The organism is Synechococcus sp. CCAP 1479/9 (assembly GCF_019038535.1).
Lineage (GTDB): Bacteria > Cyanobacteriota > Cyanobacteriia > PCC-6307 > Cyanobiaceae > Cyanobium.
Genome location: NZ_JAFKRK010000045.1, coordinates 116945 through 137548 on the forward strand (window position 1 = coordinate 116945; position 20604 = coordinate 137548).

A 20604-nucleotide genomic window follows, 5' to 3' on the forward strand; every position below is an offset into this window, starting at 1 on the left:
CCAGCTCGGGCGCGACCCCAGGCGGACCCCCAGGTAGAGCCCCAGGTGGCAACGAACCGTCGGTGGTGGGCCGCTTCATCGGCTCCCACTGGGGTGTGGAGTGGCTCGATGAAGAAGGCGATGCCGATCCGCAGCAGGAAATGCCTCTGCGCTAGGTCATGTGATGCCACGGGCCACGGGTCTGCAGGGGGCCATCAACCAACAACCATCGGCAGCGCCAGGAGAGGAAGCAACGCGCCCTCATTCAGCCCCGAAGAAGTGAGGCATGGACCAACCGAGAAAGACTGACAACGCACCACATAGAATCCTCGTGGCCATGTTGAACTAGCCGGGGCGTGGAGAAGAAGCAACAATCCGTTGAGAGTGCCTACGCCGAGGCAAAAAAGGGAAACTGGGCGCATGTTCTGACCCTCTGGCAGTCAGAACTACGGTTCGCAAGTGGCTGCAGTAGATACGTGAATCCATTTTCCGGATGGTCCTTTTTGCATCAGGCCGCACGCTTCGGTCATGAGGCAGCCTGTCGCGAGCTGATTCGCCTTGGCACGGCAACCGGGACACTCACTTATGAGAATGAGAGTGCAGCTGATATTGCAAGAAGGCATCAACACCATGAGTTGGCAAGCGTCCTGCAGCGGGCATGCCTGGATCAGGATGAGTGCTGGTGTCCGCCAAGAGATCCCAAGCTGCTCCCAAGTAGCAACTTTTGGGATGAAGCCCAAGAGCGAAAGGCAATAAACACAATGCTGGTTGCCTATGGCGGCGGCGTCGTCAAGATTCCTGCTGGCTCACGCTACTTTGTGGATTCTCTTGAACGCACGCTGATTGGTTGGCACGGCACCTATGACCCGCCTGGTGACATGGGCTGCGGATCAATGGTGTGAGTATAAGCTGATAGCATACTCATCATGAGTTGTTGCGAACAAGAAGTAAACAGTCAACTCCAATTCAGCAGGATTCGCTGAGACTACGAAAAATGTCGCAAAACATGGCTAGTTGGCGATGGCTCGCTGAACACTGCTGGCGGCATCTTTGGAGGCAGATACTGTTTCAACGATTAGACTGCAATGCTAGTCCAATCTATTCTCAAGAATGACCGCATTCAGTCTGATGTCCCCATGCGGCCATCCAGCACCTTACAGGCTCGAAGGCGCCATTGGAGGCACTCCTGACGTTGGACTACTCGGCCAAGGTGAACGATGTCGCCGTTCGATGATTCCGCCCTTCTTGGATGGTCTTGTCTTTCACTTTGGACAGCCTCCTCATAGCAGTGTCTGCATGCAGAACTTCTATCACTTGGGAGACTTCTTTGTAGTATCGAGCTCCTTCAAGACGTTCCTCGTTCGTCACGCTGGCTGCAGCTTTGAGACAAGGGCGATTCGGACCAAGCATCCCCAAGACGTCGAGCATGAGCAGTATTGGGCCATGAAGGTGGCAACCCGAGTTGACTGCCTCTTGCCTGACAAGTCGTTCCGTACGCAACCATCATGGATATCCGAGCCCCCACCCTCCTTCAGTGAACGGGCGATGGAGACTGCGTTGGCGGACGATGTTGCCCCTTACTTTGCCAATAAGGGACCCTCCACCTACTTCTCATATCCTGGCAATGGGGTAGGGAGCGTATCCATGGATTTCTCATCTGTGCCCGAAGGCGTCAAGCTTTTTGAACCACTCTATTGGCCACATTTCTTGGTGATCGATGTGCTTTTTGCGCGAGAGCTGGAAAGGCAATGCAAAGGAGGAGCATATGGCTATTACTTCTGGACACTGGGCTTTGACGACGTCACTGCCGAATACAACAGTTTATTGCACAGTCTTCGATGACAGTCCAGTCACTACGCTGCGCATAGGTTGCGTTGAAATTGCAGTGCGGTTCCTCTGAGTGCTGGTGGGTCGACATGGGCGGAACTGCGGCAGGTGTGGACCTCCTCGCCCCCTGCTTCAATCAGATGGTTGATCTCTGCTCGGGGTCGCCGGGGGAGTGGCGACTCGGACAGCATTCCTTACCGATGCAGTGCTGCCTCGCCCCTGGAGAACACTCCGGCCACCCGCACCCGCACCCGCACCCTCACCTGCTGTCGTGATGGCAGCGCGACAGCTCGACAGCATCCCAAATCCACGTCATCCTGCTGTCGAGCCAGCACCGCGACACCATGACAGCACTCTCTGACGTGGCGCCCGCCGATCTCTCCATCCGGGATCTGGAGAAACGATGGGGGATCAGCCGCAACGGCCTCAAGGCCCGCGCCCGCGCTCTCGGGGTCGAGCTGATCCGCGTCTCCTCCACCCTCACCACCTGGCCGGGCGCCTTCATCGAACTCGGGGAGAGGCTCCACGAACACCTCCAGTCAGGGCAGCCCATGGGGACCTTCCCTGGCCTGAAGCCGGTGGCGGCTGATTGCAGTGCGACGGCAGTGACAGCAGCAGACGCCACGGCGATCGTGAGGTCTCCAGGCAACGACCTTGCGCTGCTGGTGGAGGCCATGCGGGAGGCGGCGGCGGCCCCAGCGGCGGATCCCCTGTTGCGGGCTCGTGGGCTTGCCGAGGCTGCCGATAACGCCCTGGTCCTCACCACTACCGATCTGGCGGCTTTGCTGGGGCAGGGGGTGATGTCCTGGCGGAGCGGACATGAGGCCTATGGCTATCGCTTTGAGCGGCACCACCAGGGCCGGCAGGTGCTGTGGACCGTCGCGCGCGCCATCACCCCCAGCTCCCCAGCGGGAGTGCGTGCCCTCCCTGGAGTCAATCCAACGTCCAGCAGTGAGCGGCGCGTTGGATTTGCTGCCGAAGCGTTCATTGACGTCCCCTGGCGGATGGCGGACACGACGGGCAGCCGTTTGTTCCTGCAGAACCGCATCGGTTGATCAGGTAGAGGGGATCAAGTGTCGGCAGAAGGGACGCCCTTGCTGCTGCCGGATGTGTATCGGTCCTGCTCTTGCCTCGCTAAGTCGCTAAGGCCTTGGCAAACGCCGCTGCCGCTCCTTGACTTGACGCCCATGGATAGCTGCGCAGGTGCACCTCCAGGGAGTGCCCCATGCTCAGCGCCACACTTCCGGGGTCGATCCCAAGCTGGTGGCCCCGCAGGCTGTAGCCATGGCGGAACGAGTACGGCACAGCACGTTCCCCTCGTTCCGCCATGCGCTCGCGCAGTTCCACCCAGCCCTGCTGGCGCTTGAGGTAAGTGCCGATCGCATCGGCCGCTCCTGGCCCGTTGCCCAATGGCGGGAGCTCGATCGCGCCGGCGCGCCAGCGCTCCAGCAGCTGCCAGTCCTGCCGCCGCCCGTCCCAGTCGGTGAGCGGCAGCGGATGCACCCATCGCGGGGTTGTCATTCCACCGCCGCTGCGCTTGCGGTAGCTGCACCACCACAGCGGTTGGCCGCTGCCTGGATCGCTGCGCACCCCCAGGTGCTGCAGCTCGATCGGCCGCAGGCCCAGCTCCGCCAGCAGCCGAAATGCATCAGCCCAACGGCGGCCAGGTTGATCAGTGGGTAGGGAATCCAGCAGCTGCAGCACTTGTAGATCGGTGAACGGATCACCCTTGCGATGGCCGGCAGCCGTCTCAGCTGCAGGGACACCGATGTGTGGCCGCAGATCGAGCGGCGGCCGCCAGCTAGCTGGGAATTTTTCGCGCTCCACGCAATGCCGCAGGAACTGCGCCAGCGACTGCGCCCGGATCTGTCGGGCCCGGGTCCCAGGCGCCCAGCCACGCAGGCAGGCATCCAACAGCGAAGCCGAATCCGGAGGACGCTTGGGGCTCTCCAGCAACTGCACCGCCAGCTCGAGCACCGGCGCGTAGTTCTTGGCCCAGGTGATCGGACGGATGGCGCCGCCGTGATCCAGCTTCTGCTGGCGGAAGTGCTGCAGCGCCTCGGTCCAGCTGTCCTTGCGCTGAGGCCCTCGACCGAGTGCAATGGCCGCAGCGTCCTGAAGGGCGTGTCCTTGGAGGGTGAGCAGGTAGATGTTGCGCACCCGGGCCAGGATCGGGCCCACCTCCTGGCGAGACCAGGGGAAGGGCAGGACAACCGATTCCATCCCGCCATCGGGGTGCCGGATCAGGAGGCGCACCCCGCCGCGCTGCTCGCGCACGGACCAACCGCGCGCTGTGGAGCTGCGGACAGCATCACGCAGGCTGGACTCCCAGGCCTCTGAATGGCTGACGCGTGGCACGCAGTGAGCACAAACTGAGCACAAAACTACCCGTTTCTGCCCGATCAGTGCCGTTCACGCTCAGTCAGGAAGCCAGTTCTGACGCGGCATCCGGCATTCTGACTGCCCCCGCAGGGATCTTTGGGAGCACTAGGTCGCAGGTTCGAATCCTGTCGCCCCGATTGACTTTTCAGGGATTGGCCAACGACCGCGTACGACGGTGGTACGACGGGAGATGTCTTTCCCGTCTCCGTCGTAGATCCTGGGTAGCCATGCCTAATCCAGAGGGTCGCTCAAAATCCTTCGCCCGACAAATTGCACCCTGCTTCGGTTCGGCCTGAACCCGCGCCGTTTTGAGCTATTGACGCATTCGTGCAATGTTCAGATCTCGTTCTGCTCTGCGTTCCCACGGCACGCGCTGCTCAGAAGTGGTTTCTTCTATAAGCCATTCATCATGAAGCCATATGATCCGACTCGCAGCATCCCAGTCACAGGGCAGCAGTTGACCCTTGAACGAGACTATCCACCACCATAAGAAGAGCTCACCGAATAGTTCGGTCGCCATCATCGTGTCTATCTTGTGGTGCTTGAGCAGGAATGCAAGTCGCTGAAAAAAGCCAATTACGATCCATACATGCGTAACTGAGTCTTGTGGGACAATTCTTTCAATTTCAACCAAGTTCAAATCGATATGCTGTTGGACTAGATTCCCCGCGAGCGTCCGTGAGCGAAATAGTGATTCGCTGCACCACTCACGGTGTAGATCGAGCGTAGTTCGGACTCGCTCTTCTGACTCTTCAAGATCTTTCTGCTTCTTCTCCTTGAAACTCTGGACTGCCAAAGCTATGTATGCAACCAACACCACGTTGAGGAGAGCAAACAATGGATTTAGAACTCCACCGACGTAATCTCCAAACTGGCCCCAAGGCGCAGGGTCAGTCGTTGAGAGCGGCAGGAACCTCAAGCTCCAAACATAAGATCCAATGGCAATGAGGATGTAGCCAAGGGTTCCAGTTGCTACGAGAAGCATGATTGACTTCGGCTTCTCGCTGAGATCTCTAGCATTGGCGCGGAGCTCATGATACTTGGCACATACGCGCTCGCGTATTGACTTGGACTCCTTACGGCACATGCATCTGAGGCGACACATTAATCAATCTAGCGTTTCGCGGCTGAGTCCGCAAATCACCATCCCGGCAGCGATTGAGTTCTCATTGAAGTAAACTCAATTGGCAATGAGTCTATCCGAGGCGATGTGCCCTTAATCTTATTAGCATTCATTGAAACGTCCTCTGGAGAGCATTTTTTGCTTTGCACTCTTCCCCAGGGCCCTATACCGACTTCCATGGGATGTTCTTGTTTCCTTTGGTATGGTTGTTTCTTGCACTCTGCGGCGGGGTATCGTCCTTGACGGATCTACCACCAACTAGCAAGCACCGCACGCATATCACCGAGCACAAAGCCAAGGTCGCCCCGGGCGAGAACAATATCGGCAAGACTCTCCATGTGATCTCGGCTGACCTGTCGGTGCTCTTGATCCATGTGGGCCAATGGGTGAAACACGACATTGAGGCAACGGCGGGACAAACTTGAGGGTGACCCGTACAGCTGGTTAACCACGAAGATCGGCCCAGCCTGCTGCCCTTTGCGCATTACTTACTCAGCCCGCCATCTCAGCCCACTCCCCCGAGCACGAACCCGGGACCTTTTGATGTTCATCACCATTTGCCAGTCCCCCACCATCGCCAGACTCCCACGAGGATGTCCTCCCCTATGCCCATCTCAGCCTGAGCTAGATCGCTCTACTGGCGACAGTCATTTCCCAGAGACAAAGCTCTCGGGGTAGCACCAGCTCCAAAGACTCTCGAAGGTTCGTATTCATAGGGACGGTCATCCGCACACTCTCCTCAGTCTTACGTGGTTCATCCAGGTTATTACCTTGCTTGTATAGATCCCATCGATTCATGACTCTCACCGGACCTGCCCTGCCCGCCAAGGTCAAAGAGCTCGGCGATGCCTCAGAATCCGATCTAGTCCGTGCTGCTGGCTACGTCAGCACCAAGAAGGACGGCAGTGAAAGGGTGAATTTCACCGCCTTCTACGAGGCTCTGCTTCAGGCCAAAGGTGTCAGCCTTGGAGATGGTGGTGGTGACGGCAAAGGCAAAGGTGGGCGACGCCTAAGCTACGTCGCAACGGTGCAGGGCAACGGCAACCTGCTGGTGGGCAAGGCTTACACCGCCATCCTTGATCTCAAGCCAGGCGATCAGTTCGAGATCAAGCTCGGGCGGAAGCAGATCCGGCTGTTTCCCTTAAGGGGGGGGTGATGAAGATGATTGATAAGCCGCCGATGCGGCGTAGAGTCTTCTGGAGGGGGTGATGTGCCCTGCGGTGAGACTGTCGACGAATCCAAGACGAACCCGACGTTAGGGGTGATTTGACTGGATATGTCTATGCCACGGACTCATTAGCTATTCATAATCTGAATCTGTCGTCGCTACTCTGGCTTGGTAGATTCCTCCCGACTGTTGGTGTATTCTTTCCTAACTTGTTTGTTTCGATCCCAGTGGCCTTCCCATATCCCAAGCAGAGAGGAACCCATCACCCAAAGCATCGAGAAGGTGCTAGTTCCACTTGGGTCAGGATTGACATATAGGTTTGCCTTCTCAAGGATCATAAGACTGATAAGCCAAGAAGCTCCTGCCGAAGCGAATACAATCACCCAATTCGAATCTGAGTGAATATCCACCTCTAGTGTGTCTAAATCTATGTAGGAAAGACGAACTCCTGCTCCTGCGATCCACACTGAGCACAGGCTCGCAAGGACGAAAAGGAAAGCTGCTGAAAATCCACCTCCGTCCCTAAAGAGCAGACCGAGCCCAATTGCGGCCAATGAGATCAGCCATAGCTGAGAGGCTCTCGCAACACCATTCACCTGTGGCGATGGTGGACATGCGACTTTTGGTGAAGACAGTGAAGTGGCTTCAGGTGAATTGTCAGGTGGCTCAGGTCGATTCTCAGGTACATAGCCTGTCCAATCGCCAGAAGTGACTTTCTTGAAAGGCATCGCTGATGATGTAGGGTTTCGCGTATGGCTGGATGACGGTCTTTCTGGTGAAGTCTAGCCCGGATAAGCAGAGTGTCACGCTCTACTTGAGAAGTTAAGCCACAGTCTCACAGCTGATGTGGGATTGGCATTCGCTGGGAGCGATTGTGAGTCTGCAAGGCAGAGCACCGCCCCGGATCAACACTCCCACCCACTCCCAATCGCTGCGTCAAGAACCCAGACTTTGAGGCCAGGGTCGCCATGGAGGTGATCAGTGGTCGCAAGATGCTTCTGGAGATCGACGCCGAGGGCGCGGAGCGGCTGGTTTAGGTGAGCCAGATGATGATGCAGGCGATTGAAGCCACGCCTCCACGCCCCCGGGGGGGGGGCGCAGGGTTGCTCAACCACGGAGGCCGGCTCGGCCCTTCGTTCCACATACCCCACACAGCCTCGCCAGACCCACTCCACCCCCGAGACCATGGGAATCGAACAAGCGAAAGGCCGCCCGCCTTCCTCGGGGGATGGCGACTCCTCAGGCTCATCCATGAACACCGGGACATGATCGCTGGTGAGGGTGTCGATGCGTTCGAGGGGCCAGCCGTAGGCCTCGAATTGCCAGGGGATGCGGGCCATGGTGATGGAGAGGCTGGTTACAGGGTTCCTGTGGGCAGGCATGACCAAGGACTATGGGCTGACCCTATCCCCCCCGAGCATGCAATTCATCTGAGCCAACCAGCATGAGCTCGATTCCCTGCAGATTCGGACAGGGCGGACAGCGAGTCACTATGGGGCTGACAGGGGGGGTGCAGCCTTCGAAATCGCACTCCTGATCTCACTCCGGACTACCCCGGAGGGGGCGGACAACCCATCACAGGACATTAATTGAGATCCCCCTTCCCTTGTCGAGTAATGAATGCTGAGTGGGCCGAACACCCTGTCTGAGGTGTCCGGTTTGTTCGGCTCGGGAGGGAGGGCTACTCGGCAAGCCTTCTCCAGTGGGTGAGTGGCCTATGCCCGATCGAAGCCAATTCCCGCCGCCATCGGTGGAGCATCAGCCCCTCACAGTGCTCACTATCTCGTCCCCACACCGCAAAGGTATCGATACCCCTCTTTCCGGCCTCGCAATCCTATCTGTGTCGGTGAAGGCTAGGTGACATCAGACTGGATAGAGCATCAGTAGAAAAGAGCTTTTCGCCAATTACTTGTTCCTTGTAACACGCTTTCTAAGTCTACGCGTATAACCATATGCAACTGGAACTCCGAGAATCGGAAGCGGGATCGGGACGCTGTTCAGTATGGGATCAGGGTCGGGAGAGTTCCCGTCAGGTGTTTGCAACTCTAGAGGAAGAAGATTGTCAAAACTACTTCGGAATGTGTCTGGAATAAGTACAAAGTCCTGTGCATTGTCGAAGATGCCAGCAACCTCTTCATTCGCTAATTGCCTAGAAGTGTAAATTGTTAATGGAATGAGATCTTTTGCATGGCTTGCCAAGGGTCTGGGAACGGGCTGTGATATGTAGTATGCAAGAACTGCATCTACCCAATCAGCATACGGAGCAATCCTGACTGAATATGCTTCGGTCCCATATCTCGCAAGGCTGTTTCGGTCAATAGGCAGTAAGTGGCTAATAACTCCGGCCAGGATTTCATCCGAACCCGCTCGGATGGTAAGCGGCCCTACCGGACTGGAGCTGGGCCCGCCGATGAAAAAACCTCCACCACTATCTCCAGGGGCAAATTGATATTCATAAGGCAATGGGAACGTTATCCCATCAAAGGTATCAATTCTTCCAACGCCTGTATTAAAGTTAAATGGTTGGTCCCAGTCAGTTCCTAGTTGGAGTGGAAGCGAACCTGCGGGACTTGGAGAACTGAAATAGGTAGGACCAACCTTATTAGGGCCAGCTCTTTTGGTCCCTTCCGACCCGACTTGTGGGAACTGACCTTGGCCCGTCTGCCCATAGCCAACATACACTCCTATCTCGCTAAGTTCATTTATTCGTCGATTCAGAATCGCAGGCGCCACATTCTGAACCGGCTTCTCGAGTGCCAGTAGGGCGATATCAAAGTTCCAAGCGGGTCTTCCAGGGGTTCCTAGAGACCATTGTGACTTTTTAATACCCGCCCTAATGCCATAATTCTGGCCGGCTATCGTAAAGACAGACCTAGATAGCTTGGAAGGGAGGTTAGCCGCTACCTGAAACGAATCATCAATTGGGCTAACGCTTGAGAGTCCGTCGATGCAGTGAGCCGCAGTTATCACCCAGCTAGCACTTACCATCGTGCCGGAGCATAAGCCTTGAGCACCATTAGCGTACTTCAACGCAAGTCGCCCTACGCTGGGATAGTTGTTTGCAAGTGATCTATACAATGCATCGTCAGTTCCGTTTCTGATATACCCGGCTGATGCTGGCATGACTGCCCCAATGATAAGTATGGAGAAAAGTGATAAGTGATATCCCCAGCGACTACCTGTTCCAGGGCTGATGTATCCAATGGCACGGGCTTCACCAATTGAAATCTTCAAGGGCCACAAGCCAATGCCATGCTCCTGGGCACCATTCTTTCTCCGTTCTGAAGAATCAGTTTGCATCTAACTTGAGCGCCAAGGTGACTCAATACTAATCCTACGTGCTACGTAAGGTCCTTAGATGCCACCTCTGCACCTTCGCTGCTTTTCTGCATCACCTCTAATTGCTATATGGCTGCAGTGCTTGCTGGCTAATCATCAGTATGATAAGGGCAACTGGTCATGTCTATCTGTTTCCAATGTAAGTGGGGTCCTCCTAGCTCTCATCCTCATGAAATCTCCCGAGCATGTCCTCGCATTCCCTCGGAAGGCTGTCATCACGATTTCCTCAGAGCACCCACTGGAAACGGTGCATGGAGCAGGGAAGGAGTCGCCTAACGTCATACGGGTCTCGCTACTACCCAAGATTCCCCTTGATGACGTCGAAGTGCTAGCCAGTGCGGGTATTGATGCGTTCAAGCGCCAAGCTATCGACGTCGAGGTTCCAGAGTATGGAGCCATGGGTTTTGAGCCGCCGCCTTCAGGGTTCAAGGGAGTGGACAGGGGCAAAGTCTATGCGCACTTCTCTTTCCCCCGAGCACTCGAACCCGTTGACTCTTTGGCCTGGACGTCGATCGCCTGCTCACCCAGACCGGGCTGACAGGTGGTCAACAGGGTCGGGACATGGTTGGAAAGCCCCCTTCTCCCCAGTCCCTGCCCCACCCGGACTGGCCTGACAAGGCGGACACCCCACCATCAGGCATTTGATGTGATCCACCCCCTCCCTCTGGAAGAGCAGCAGCGATGAGAAGGGCAAGCCCACGTGTCCGGACTTCCGAGTGGCCCGGCTGGCATTGGAGGGGCGCTCCCTAGCGCTTTCGCCGATGGTGGGAGTGACTCCACACCCGAGGTCGGCCCGCTCCCGCAGCCCCTGGTTGAGCATCAGATCCACGAGTTGCCCCCTCTGCTGTCCACAGCCCGCCAAGATCTCGATACCCCTAGCTCTCCCCCACCACCCCCGAGCCCTGATGCGGGGTTCGCTCAACTCCTCTCCTTGCAGGGCCTGGCTCTTGTCCTCCCGCTGCTCATTCCCCTGGCCTCTGCTGCGGCATCGGTGATCTCAGTCGATGATGGCGACATACTGCGGGTACAGGACGGCGGCAAGAAGCTCTCTATCCGGGTGGCCTGCATCGATGCCCCCGAGATGGCGCACGCCCCCTTCGGGCAGCAGGCAAGGCAGGCGCTCCAGGCTCTTCTCCCTGTCGGCTCCATGGTGACGCTGAAGACTCAGAGCAATGACCGCTACGACCGGACCGTTGCTGAGGTGTTCACCCAGAACGGGGCGGCACGCCGGTCTCACCCTGGTCCAGCAGGGCCATGCCTTCGCCTACCGGCAGTACCAGAAGTAGTGCGACGAATGGGCCTACCTCGATCGGGAGAAGCTGGCAGAGCGCTACCGCGTGGGGGTCTGGAGGTTCGACGGCGGGGTCCAGCGTCCATGGGACTTCAGGGCTGCCAGGAGGGGAGGCCAGAGCAAGCCAGCAGCCAAACCTCAGCGTCCGGTGATCCTCACGATCATCAATGGTGGAGCCCCCCCCGAGCTCTGGGCGGCGGTGGTACTGCCGGAACGTGGGGTCATGGAAGCGGGCCCAGCAGCTGCTGCGGGAGGGGCACACCTACCTCGATGGCGATGGTGACGGTGAAGCCTGCGAGGCGCTGCGCTGAAACGATGCCAGAACCGGATCCCCGCCGTATTCGGCTTGCCGAGCTTCGGAAGCAACTGGCCGAGCTGGCACAGAGAGGCAAAGCAGCGCCTGTCGGCTCGCAAGAGCGTGATTCCCTCGCGGAGCAGTACGGGGAGGTGCTGGCGGGGGTGCTCGCCTTGGCCGAGGAGCTGGAGGGGTGAAAGGATATCTGTTACTGCTACTCGATAATCAGGGCTAGGCTCTGGAGGTTGGGCGGGCTCTTTCGCTGGCGGACATCGTCCTTGCCGGCTTCGCTGTAGGGACGCATAGATCAGACCTATCAAATGGCGTGGCGGTTGAAACGAATGGTATGGAGAGGCGACATCTATCCAAGTTGTTGGGTCTCCGTGCCGATGAATCACCCTTCCGCAGCGAGCTTATCTTTGTAGTTGTCTGGACTGCAGTACTCTTCAACACTTAAGGTTGGGGCCGTCCTGTGAACTAGACAAACTCAACCAACTCTGCTCCCGCCCAAGCAACCCTTACTGATCACCCAGAGTTCCAGCTGGCCACGCGGAACCTTTGAGGCAAGAGACCATGAACTGAGATCAGTAATCCCAAACGCAGCATCTTTTGGGTAACTCTTATCGTAGAACAGTACTTGGCCTAGCAGTGGTCTGCCTACTTTGGAAATAGCCTGAATTGCAGCTGCCCCAAGCGCTTCTGCAACCTCGTGATCTCCCTTATGAAACAGCTTTACTTGTGACCGGGAAGCGCAGGCCTTGGCGCTTGGGGCCACATAGCGCAGGGTACGATCCACAAAAAGCTGTTTACTTGAGAGCTGTTGGGCCAAGCTCTGCATAGACTTCGTAAGTTCAAGATTGTCATAATGAATGAAGATATGCGGAAGGTCAGGCGGCTTCCCATGTTTTTCGGCCACTGCCCGCTTCTGCTGTTCACTTACGACTGCGCTTGCGACGATCTCCGAAGCGGAACGGATCTCTTCCTCACTCAGCAAGTTTAGATTGATTTCCTCTCCCTTCTTTCCACTCGCCGCGGACTGAATGCGGCTGGAGAGGGGTTGCTGGGTGTTGGCCGGTGAGACAGCACTGATCTGAGCTAATTGCTGGACCGAGGTGGTCAGTAATTCATTGTAGGGGGCCTTCCCAGGCCACCAGCCGGTATAAAAACCTAGCGCTGCCGCATGTCGGCAGGCGGGGCTGGCGATCAACGCTGTGAGTTTATGGGCTGGATCCGTGGAATCTGTGCTGCTGAGAAAACTGAGTTCTGTCCCCTCCCCGGAACTGGCGTCAGCAAGCGCGGCGAAGCCTTCAGCGCAACGGGGGTTGAGGGCGCGGATCGAGGCAAGCAGGATGCGATGAACGTGTGCCAAACGCTGGCGGCCCGCGTCGCTGGAGTCACCAAGTAAATTACCCTTTGCCTTGTCGTAAATCAGCACCTCGCCAAGCACATGGATCAGCAGTAGCTCGTGATGGACTCCCTCCACTGGACTGCGGCTGGAGAGGGTGTGCTCGATCGCGAGGATCGACATGTTACGTGACAAACTCTCGGTCTTCTTGAGGTTTTCGATCTGCTGGAGCAGCATCTCAGATGTGCTCATCCGTGAACTGAGGGTGCTCACACCCATTAGCGTGGCAAATCCAACCACCAAGGTGGGAAGTTGCAGAAGGTTCTGCCGAAGCCATGCACCGACCCCCACCCACCACCCCTTGGGGTTACTGCTTGGCGGTAGATCAGGCATCGTGAACCTCTGCGATGTGCCTAATATACAGTGGCTTTTCTTCAGGTCACTCACTGATCAGTACTTGATGGAGAGACTGCAGGGGTTGAGGTGGTCTGGTTTTTTTGGAGAGGTCCTATCGTTAACTTCTGATGCGGGATACCGCCCATGAACACACGCCGCACCTATTAGCCCTGAGTTCAAAACCAGAGTCGTCATTGAGCCGATCAGCGGTCGCAGGAGCATCCTGGAGATCGCCGCTGACGGCGTGGAGCGCCTGATCTACAGGTGAGCCATTGGATGGTGCAGCTCTTGGACGCCGCCAGCGAGTTTCCACGCAGGAGAAGAAGCCCCACGCCACTAAGGCAACATGCGTAACGTTCTCGGGTGTGGGGGAACAACCCCGCTGGTTAACCAAGGAGATCAGACAACTTCCTTTTGGGCGGTCTTCTCAGGCGCCCGCCTCAAGCATTCCCCCGAGCACGCCCCCGGCTTCCCGTGGATGGTCGTCACCATCGAAGACCCACCCACCCTCGAGACCATGGCAATGGAGCAGGCGATCGGGAGCCCCCCGTCCTGGAGGTCACACCACTCCTCTGGCCCGCCAGTGAACACAGGGACGTGCTCGCCTGTGCGGGTGTCGATGCGTTCGGGGGGAAAGTCGACTGCGTCGAAGTGCCAGAGGTAGCGGGTGCGGGTCATGGGGATGGAGCGATTGCCTACAGGATCCCGTGGGCGGACAGCGCCAGGGCTTATTTCCAGTCCTGCCCCCCCCTCCGAGCACGCGATCCAGTTGACCCAGCAGCCGGGGCCGTAGATCGCCGGCTGACGCGGTCATGGTAGACAAAAAATCCTCTGGGACCGGTCAGGGCGTCACGTCCCTCACCCCCCTTTCCCCAGCTCAACCCGGACTGCCCGGACAGGGCGGATACCCCATTATCAGACAAATGATGAGATCCCTCCCTCCCATGCATTGAAGGGAACTCTGAGTGGGGGCAGCACCTCTGTCCGGCTTGTCCGGGCTGTCCGGCTCAGGAGGGGGCTTCGAGAGCGCCGCCTGTTGATTTAGTTCCACATCTCCATCCTCTCCTCCACTTCTATCTCCATCTACGCCCATTCTGGGTTTTCATCGGAAGGTCAGGCCCATTCACTTGATGATCGATGTGTTGGTTTCGCCCCCACCGCAGGCCATAACGATCTGGGCGCCCTGCATGAAAGCATCGGGTAGCGAGGGATAGATCTGGCTATACTCTTTAGATGCTGAACCTCGTCATCGCTGAGGACCAGTGGTGGAATCGGATCTAAAAGCAACACGGAGCACCTCGGGAGACAATCCGAATTCAGGTTGCCATTGTCGGGATGGCAAACTGCACGATGAAAAGGATGTTGCTAAATTGAAGGTATAAATCGCCTAGCCTTATCCTTCTCGGCATCAGTCGGTTCTGGTATTATAAAGGGAGCGATCCGATCAAACGCCTGTGGGCACGCATCCCGCATCCAGCTGTCGACAATGTAAACATAGTAGGCTGCGATTGCTTTATAGTCAGTGGCAAGGTCTTCGGCCTCTGGCGATGTGAGAATGTTGTGGGCACGATAACTAAACATCGCAATCGCCTCTGATTGCATAGCTATTGTTTCGCACTGCAAGCAGCCAATGATATGATTTATGCATACCATGAGATGGTAAAATTTACCCTCGGGCCTCATGTGCCAACCGGGTTCAACGAAATCATGCCGATTCATGATTTTATTCATCGATAGTATTTGCTCGGGAATGTTCATGATAGCTCAAAATCACTACAATTAAACAATCCCCGCGCAACAGTTGCTGATCTTTGCGATCAACCGTAATCTCTCGTAACTAATCACCGCCGAGAGCAATGCGACTGGGACATGGGATTCGATCTCCGACCTCCAGATCCATCCCCAAAAATCCCCGATCGTTTTATCCCTGCTCTCAGCCCAACGTTTGATTTCATTTGCAGAGGACTGCGATGTTCATAGGGTGTCGCGCTCTGTGGAGCAGCAGCTCTAGCGCCATCCAGGATCATCCGCAAGTGACAGCGAGCCGCACCGATCCGAACTGGCGCCTATGAGTTCATGCGCTACCTTACGGAAAAGTCCTCTTTACCAACATGGCTCTCACAGGATCCGATCTGCTCGCCAGAATCAAGGAGATCGGCGATGCCTCCAAATCTAATCCAGTTCTTGCCGCAGGCTACCTCAGCACCAAGAAGGACGGAAGAGAAAGACTGAACTTCACTGCCTTCTATGAGGCTTTGCTGGAGGCCAAGGGTGTCAGCCTTGGAGACGGTGGCGCTAACGGCAAGGGGAAGGCCGGCCGCAGCCTGAGTTATGTCGCCCCGGTGCAGGGCAACGGCAACCTCCTGGTGGGCAAGGCCTACACTTCCCTGCTGGATCTCAACCCCGGCGATGAGTTCGAAATCAAGCACGGGCGAAAGCAGATCCGCTTGTTGCCGGCTGGCGGTGCTGACGAAGAAGAGTGAGGTGGGTGGCTGGTCGCCCCGTCGCTCCCACATAAGATTGTCGTGGTTGACTGCAAAAAACCGGGAAGACCTCAGGCCCCACGCTCTTCTACCTGGGCCAGCACTGCCGCATGGACTGGCTCATCGCGTTCAAGGGCCTCCAGCTGATCCGGGCTCCCAGGCTCCAGACCTTGAAGCTCGCTGAGGATCGCGGCCAACTGCTCCCGCAACTCCACCAAGCGGACGGTGCGAGGGTTCGGCTCGGGCATCGCTGGTCAGGTGTCCACTCTGCCACCCCCACAGCTTTGAGTTCGACGACCCTTGCTCGCAGCGATTTCGCTTTTCTCCACAGCCGCTGCCCGGATCCAACGATCTCGGGAGCAACAGGGAGGGAGGGGGGCCTGAGGTGGCCTTGGTTTCTGGGCGAGCCTCCATGGTTAACCAACCTACGTAGCTTCTACACCCGAGCACGCGATCGCATTAACACTTACAGCCAGGGGGGCTCAATCACCGATCGGCTCGGACAGGGGGCGGACAAGGGGCGGACAGGGCAGCGCCGTCCACTTCTACCCAGTCCCCAGCTCAACCCGGACTGCCCGGACAGGGCGGACTCCCATCAACCAGACCATGCATTGGATCAATCCCCTCTGGAAGAGGTAAAGCAATGAGAGGGGGCAGAGCCCTTTCCGGCGTCTCAGGGTTGTCCGGCTCTCCGGTGGTGGAGGGGGCCACCCTGAACTGAACGGATTCTCCGGAACGTGGATCGAAACCATCCCTGAGTGCGACCCATTCCAGGCACGAACGTCTCCAGATCACGGCAAAACACGGAAGCCCCCCCCGAGCCCGTATGCGGGTAGCTCCATCCATCTGTTTGCTGGCCCCAGCCCACAATTTTGAGGCTTTCCTCTGGGCATTGGCATCCATGGGTAGTTACAACCAACAGCACCGTAACAGCGACATCAGGTTTGTGACGCCTCACCAGCGCTACTGCGGTAAGAATGATGAAATCTGCATTCAGACGGAGGTGGTCTGGATCAAACCACCGCTTCCAGATAAAGAGTCCGAATCGGCTACGCTGGTAATTGCCGCTTGATCAGGGGTAGGGGCATCGTCCCTGCTTACAGTCACAGCTTCTGCTGGCGAATAGAGGAGAACTGAATTCTCAACAACCGGTGGTAAGTGATCAGCCTCCAGCAGCCAGAGATTCAACCGTAGAGCTGGAGCAGATTCCCTGTTATTCTCAGATGAGGCGCTGCTAACCCTCTAAGGAGGTTCTAAACAGCTGAAGAACACTAATACAACTTAGTAAAGTGCTCGTCTTCCGATTCTATGTGGTTGTGAGTTAGCAGTCCCCACGTTTCTTAGTCGTCGGTGAATCTAATTGCCCCAGCTCGCGCAAGAAGCTTGGGAAGTTGATCCTCGTCTATGCCACCCAAGTGATACATCAAAGCCTTAAAGGTTCATCGCTTCCAAGGAGTGCACTCGAGCAACCTTAATGCAGCTCTGTCAAACGATAGTTTACCGCCAGACATTCCATTGTTTACAAAGTACTGAGCTTGAAGCTTCTCTGATTCTTGATAGTACTGCACTTTAGGCTTCTCTTCTTCCAGTTTTACTCGCCTCTTTGTATCTTCTGGTTTTGGCAAGAAGAGTAAACTCCTGCCAAGGCAACTAGCGACGTAACTGCTGCCCCAATTGAAGTGAAATCAGCCATCTCACACTCCAGATGAGTAAATTAATACCGATCAGTTCAAGACATCAATCGACGACCTACTTTCTCCTAGCAATGATGACCCATCGATCTATCGCACTATGAGGTGGTCTGGTTTTTCAGCAGAGGGTCCATCTTTAACCAGTGAGGCGAGGCACCGCCCCTGAGATGGTGCTCCCACCCATGAGCAAACGCCGCGCTGACTGCTCCGAGCTGAAGGCCGAAGGTCCTCATTGAGGCGATCATTCCTCGCAAAGTGCTCTAGGAGAATGCCGCCAACCTCGCAGAGCAACCGATCAAGGGATCTCAGGCAGCCTTGAGGGCGCGCCAGTGAGCTTCTCCTCAGCGGAATTAATTCCACGCCACTGAAACAGCGTTGCAGCGAGCTCGTGGCGGCCATCACTGATGGTTATCCACCGAGGTCGGCTCAGTCCCTTCCAGCCCCCTCATCACCGTCCGCCACACGCACTCCCCCTAAGCACAAATGCCCCATCCGGGAAATGCCCGTTGGCACCCATCAATGCCGCCAGCATTCCCCCAGGCCCTCCAACAGAACAACCCAGCCTAGCCAGTTCATGACGGAGGAGCTGCTGTGTCTGCACGGGCAGTTGTTTGAGCACAGATCCCACTGGAAAGATGGCCAGATCAACCGAAACCCGAGGCATCACGACTGACGTCTGAACTACCACCAATTTTAGGCAATCTTGCTACGGGCGGTGGACATGTGTTGTGAGCGTGGGGAGCGAAAGCAATGGGCATCCACGGTGCGCACCTACGGCCAACTGCTCCAGCGCATCCATTCCTTTTAGACCTTCTTAGAGAACTGAGGTTTTGAGCCCACAAACTACGGTGCTGAGGGGGAGCTGCAACTGGTGGTGATCCAACTCAAAATCACTTACGGGGGAAAATCCAAAGTAGGTGGTCTCTGCCGCACCCGCCACCGCCTCACCGTGTGCGCCAGCCTCAGAAAACAGAGGCGGGATGTGTGGTGTTTCCTGAGGCAAGCCTGTATCGTCCATTAGCTCGGTGGTGAAATCCCTTCACGGCTGCCATGCGACGGAGCAGCGCTAAGACACAAAAGAGGCAGCAGCAGAACGCATCATTCGCCTGGCTGGATAGCCACGGAAATCTTAGTGCGGTCACTCAGCGTCCCGCCGCTGAATGTGTACGAAGACTATGCGATCTATGAAAGAAGATGTTCAGGAAAACCATCAGGCCATACTTAATAGCCATCACGTATGAAACTTGCGTGCCCGCCAACAAAGCCAAGTCCAATAAGATTCATTGCAGGCTGCCAGCTGGCTGACGATCTTAGGCTGAAAATACCTAGAAGATTCAGAGATTTCCTCGCAATCTATTTCTCTGGAGGTTGAACTTGAGTATTAATCAATTTCATCGCCTTCTAGGTATGACATCGACTGACTCCAGCCCTAGCCAGTATCCCCATACAATGCGTGTAAGGTTTATCCGTTGGATCGGACGCATTCGCTATGCCGGGGTTTTATTCATCACCATTCTCGCCTGCATTTTAATCTCGAACCCTGGGGCACTAGCTCGCGTGGGTGCTAGCTCGCTGGAGCAACCTCCCGATAGCTCAATTCTCCAATTGGCTCAGGTACAGGCACCGCCGAACTTGAAGCCTTCTCAACAGGCAATTATCCCGGCCAATCCAGGAAGTACTCCGGCAAACACTACGAGTTTAAGCAAGCCACAAAAAGAGAGCCAGCCAACACCCGTTGCGAGGCCTGAGGGTCAAAGATGGTGGAATATGTCCTCCCATCACATAAAAATGGTGATTTTCATAGTGATTCTAGGAGGGTTTGTGTTGTTCGGTGGTGCCTTCGGTGGGCTGATCTACAGCATCAGCAGTAATCGTGGCGCGATCAGTTGGCATTCCGTAACTCTTCAGGGAGAAGACAAAAAGACAGAGTATAAAAAATGGAACCTTGGTGTATATGGCGATATGCTGGTGGGGGCGGGAGGAGGAGTTATTGTCTTTAACTTAATTCCTCAAGTATCTGACGGAGGGCTTATCAAGGTCCTTTGGATGAGTATGTCAGACACTGGGACTGCCGCATCCACACTCATGAAGATCCTAGCGCTATCGCTGATTGGTGGCTTCGCTGGTATCAGCCTATTTGATGAGGCCGCCAGGAAGATCAGTAAACAGATGCAAGAAATAAGTCAACAGGTTGACGCAAACAGCAACCAGCTCAGTGGTTTAAATCAAGTTGGTTCGACAGAATCACAAATCCGGTTTCTATTAAGTCGCGCCGTCGATAAATCGTTGAGCCCACTAGGGCCTGCCGAAGTCGATCAACTCCGAGGTGCTGTGATTAAAGCTCCTCTTCAGGTTCGCAATTACGTGTTTGACACATGCCAGCAAGCAATAGAGTCAAACCGTCTTCTAGGTATTTCTATTCCTCTCAACGTTCTTGAAATCCAGTCGCGGGTCACGCAACTCAAAGGACTGATTCACTGCTTTGAAAGCTTACGCACAGCGGCTACAGAATCAGAAAAGTCAACTAATCAAATTGACCTAAACTCACATCGCTACCTTGCTCATATTGGCTTCATTCGTGAGCACTTAGCAATTGGACTTTCACTCCTTGGGGAAGGCGAGGTGGCAAGGGAAAACTTGGTCAAGGCAGAAGTCATGTTGGGGCAAGCTATAGAGAGCCGAGACAATCAGGCCGCCTCTACACAAAAGGAATTTTGGCATTACAGCCTTCACCGGTCTTTCTGCCGTTTTAGGCTTGGTTTGCTTGATAAGGCTGGTGAAGATCTTCTAACTCCAATGGCCATGACATGGGCAACCAGTCTGGTCCCGGGACTCGTGTTTACCAATCTCAAAGGATTCAGCCCACCTCTGCTGAGTATTGAAGTAAGACCCTCACAATACGTAGCGGACAACTTCTTCAGCTGGGTTTCCTCCTTGAGGCCTGAGCTTGTACCCAAAGAGCTTCTAGCTTCGGAACCGAACCGAAGCGGCGAGTTCCAGCAAGGCGGCGAACTCAGGGGCCAAAGGGACGACGAGGACGCCAGCCAAGATGACCGTGAGACGACGACAGATGTAGGGCAGGCAGGTCAAACGAACTCCTCATCAACTGATCCTGACCCCGATCATGCCCAATCCATACCATAGCCATGAATGATACCGGCCTCAATTATAGCTTTAGATTACAAGAAACACCAATTGTTCAGCCTATTCCCCTCGGCATTACATCATGACAATCCTTTCACCCCTTTCAGCCACAACTAGCGGCAGTGAGCGGTTCTCCTGGGA

At 56.0% G+C, this 20604-nt stretch carries 13 protein-coding genes and 2 pseudogenes; 9 read left to right on the forward strand and 6 right to left on the reverse strand.

Annotation, left to right across the window (positions count from 1 at the left end; translation table 11 throughout):
- The first annotated feature begins 335 nt into the window (after positions 1-335).
- The 3 genes from KUG38_RS16285 (at position 336) to KUG38_RS16295 (ending at position 2861) form a co-directional block, all read left to right on the forward strand.
- Positions 336-881 (forward strand): ankyrin repeat domain-containing protein, encoded by a 546-nt coding sequence (locus KUG38_RS16285; RefSeq protein WP_216923413.1) that lies wholly within the window; start codon positions 336-338, stop codon positions 879-881.
- 643 nt (positions 882-1524) lie between these two features.
- A complete protein-coding gene (locus tag KUG38_RS16290) occupies positions 1525-1821 on the forward strand; it encodes a hypothetical protein (protein WP_216923415.1) in 297 nt (98 codons plus the stop codon).
- A gap of 329 nt (positions 1822-2150) precedes the next feature.
- Positions 2151-2861 carry a hypothetical protein gene (locus tag KUG38_RS16295; protein ID WP_216923417.1) on the forward strand — a complete coding sequence of 237 codons (711 nt, stop codon included), beginning with the start codon at positions 2151-2153 and terminating at the stop codon, positions 2859-2861.
- A gap of 79 nt (positions 2862-2940) precedes the next feature.
- Here KUG38_RS16295 and KUG38_RS16300 read toward each other — a convergent pair whose 3' ends face one another.
- Both KUG38_RS16300 and KUG38_RS16305 read right to left on the reverse strand, forming a co-directional pair.
- Entirely contained in the window at positions 2941-4083 is a 1143-nt protein-coding gene (locus KUG38_RS16300) for a site-specific integrase (protein ID WP_353617848.1), read from the reverse strand.
- A gap of 418 nt (positions 4084-4501) precedes the next feature.
- Positions 4502-5275: a hypothetical protein gene (locus KUG38_RS16305; RefSeq protein ID WP_216923421.1), complete on the reverse strand. Its 774-nt coding sequence runs from the start codon at positions 5273-5275 to the stop codon at positions 4502-4504.
- A 218-nt stretch (positions 5276-5493) separates the two neighbouring features.
- Here KUG38_RS16305 and KUG38_RS16310 point away from each other — a divergent pair, with 218 nt between their 5' ends.
- Entirely contained in the window at positions 5494-5736 is a 243-nt protein-coding gene (locus KUG38_RS16310; protein WP_216923423.1) for a hypothetical protein, read from the forward strand.
- Positions 5737-6107: 371 nt separating this feature from the next.
- Positions 6108-6480 (forward strand): annotated as a pseudogene (locus tag KUG38_RS16315) (AbrB family transcriptional regulator).
- Positions 6481-8384: 1904 nt separating this feature from the next.
- Here the strand turns inward: KUG38_RS16315 and KUG38_RS16320 are convergent.
- Positions 8385-9779, reverse strand: coding sequence for a trypsin-like serine protease (locus tag KUG38_RS16320; protein ID WP_216923427.1), 1395 nt, complete (start codon positions 9777-9779; stop codon positions 8385-8387).
- Between the two features lie 1120 nt (positions 9780-10899).
- On the opposite strand from KUG38_RS16320, the pseudogene KUG38_RS17025 reads away from it, so the two are divergent.
- A pseudogene (locus KUG38_RS17025) lies at positions 10900-10974 on the forward strand (thermonuclease family protein); the annotation flags it as partial.
- Between the two features lie 305 nt (positions 10975-11279).
- Positions 11280-11420: an excalibur calcium-binding domain-containing protein gene (locus tag KUG38_RS17030; protein WP_353617849.1), complete on the forward strand. Its 141-nt coding sequence runs from the start codon at positions 11280-11282 to the stop codon at positions 11418-11420.
- Between the two features lie 471 nt (positions 11421-11891).
- Here KUG38_RS17030 and KUG38_RS16330 read toward each other — a convergent pair whose 3' ends face one another.
- The 3 genes from KUG38_RS16330 to KUG38_RS16340 all read right to left on the reverse strand — a co-directional run bounded on the left by KUG38_RS16330 (position 11892) and on the right by KUG38_RS16340 (position 14903).
- Positions 11892-12986, reverse strand: coding sequence for a hypothetical protein (locus KUG38_RS16330; protein WP_216923429.1), 1095 nt, complete (start codon positions 12984-12986; stop codon positions 11892-11894).
- A gap of 558 nt (positions 12987-13544) precedes the next feature.
- Positions 13545-13823 carry a hypothetical protein gene (locus KUG38_RS16335; RefSeq protein ID WP_216923431.1) on the reverse strand — a complete coding sequence of 93 codons (279 nt, stop codon included), beginning with the start codon at positions 13821-13823 and terminating at the stop codon, positions 13545-13547.
- A gap of 687 nt (positions 13824-14510) precedes the next feature.
- Positions 14511-14903 (reverse strand): hypothetical protein, encoded by a 393-nt coding sequence (locus tag KUG38_RS16340; protein ID WP_216923433.1) that lies wholly within the window; start codon positions 14901-14903, stop codon positions 14511-14513.
- 353 nt (positions 14904-15256) lie between these two features.
- Here KUG38_RS16340 and KUG38_RS16345 point away from each other — a divergent pair, with 353 nt between their 5' ends.
- Together KUG38_RS16345 and KUG38_RS16350 are read left to right on the forward strand one after the other, a co-directional pair.
- The gene (locus KUG38_RS16345; RefSeq protein ID WP_216923435.1) at positions 15257-15628 is read left to right on the forward strand and encodes an AbrB family transcriptional regulator; all 372 of its coding nucleotides are present in this window, start codon (positions 15257-15259) and stop codon (positions 15626-15628) included.
- A gap of 3065 nt (positions 15629-18693) precedes the next feature.
- Positions 18694-20463: a hypothetical protein gene (locus KUG38_RS16350; RefSeq protein WP_216923438.1), complete on the forward strand. Its 1770-nt coding sequence runs from the start codon at positions 18694-18696 to the stop codon at positions 20461-20463.
- Positions 20464-20604 lie beyond the last annotated feature (141 nt).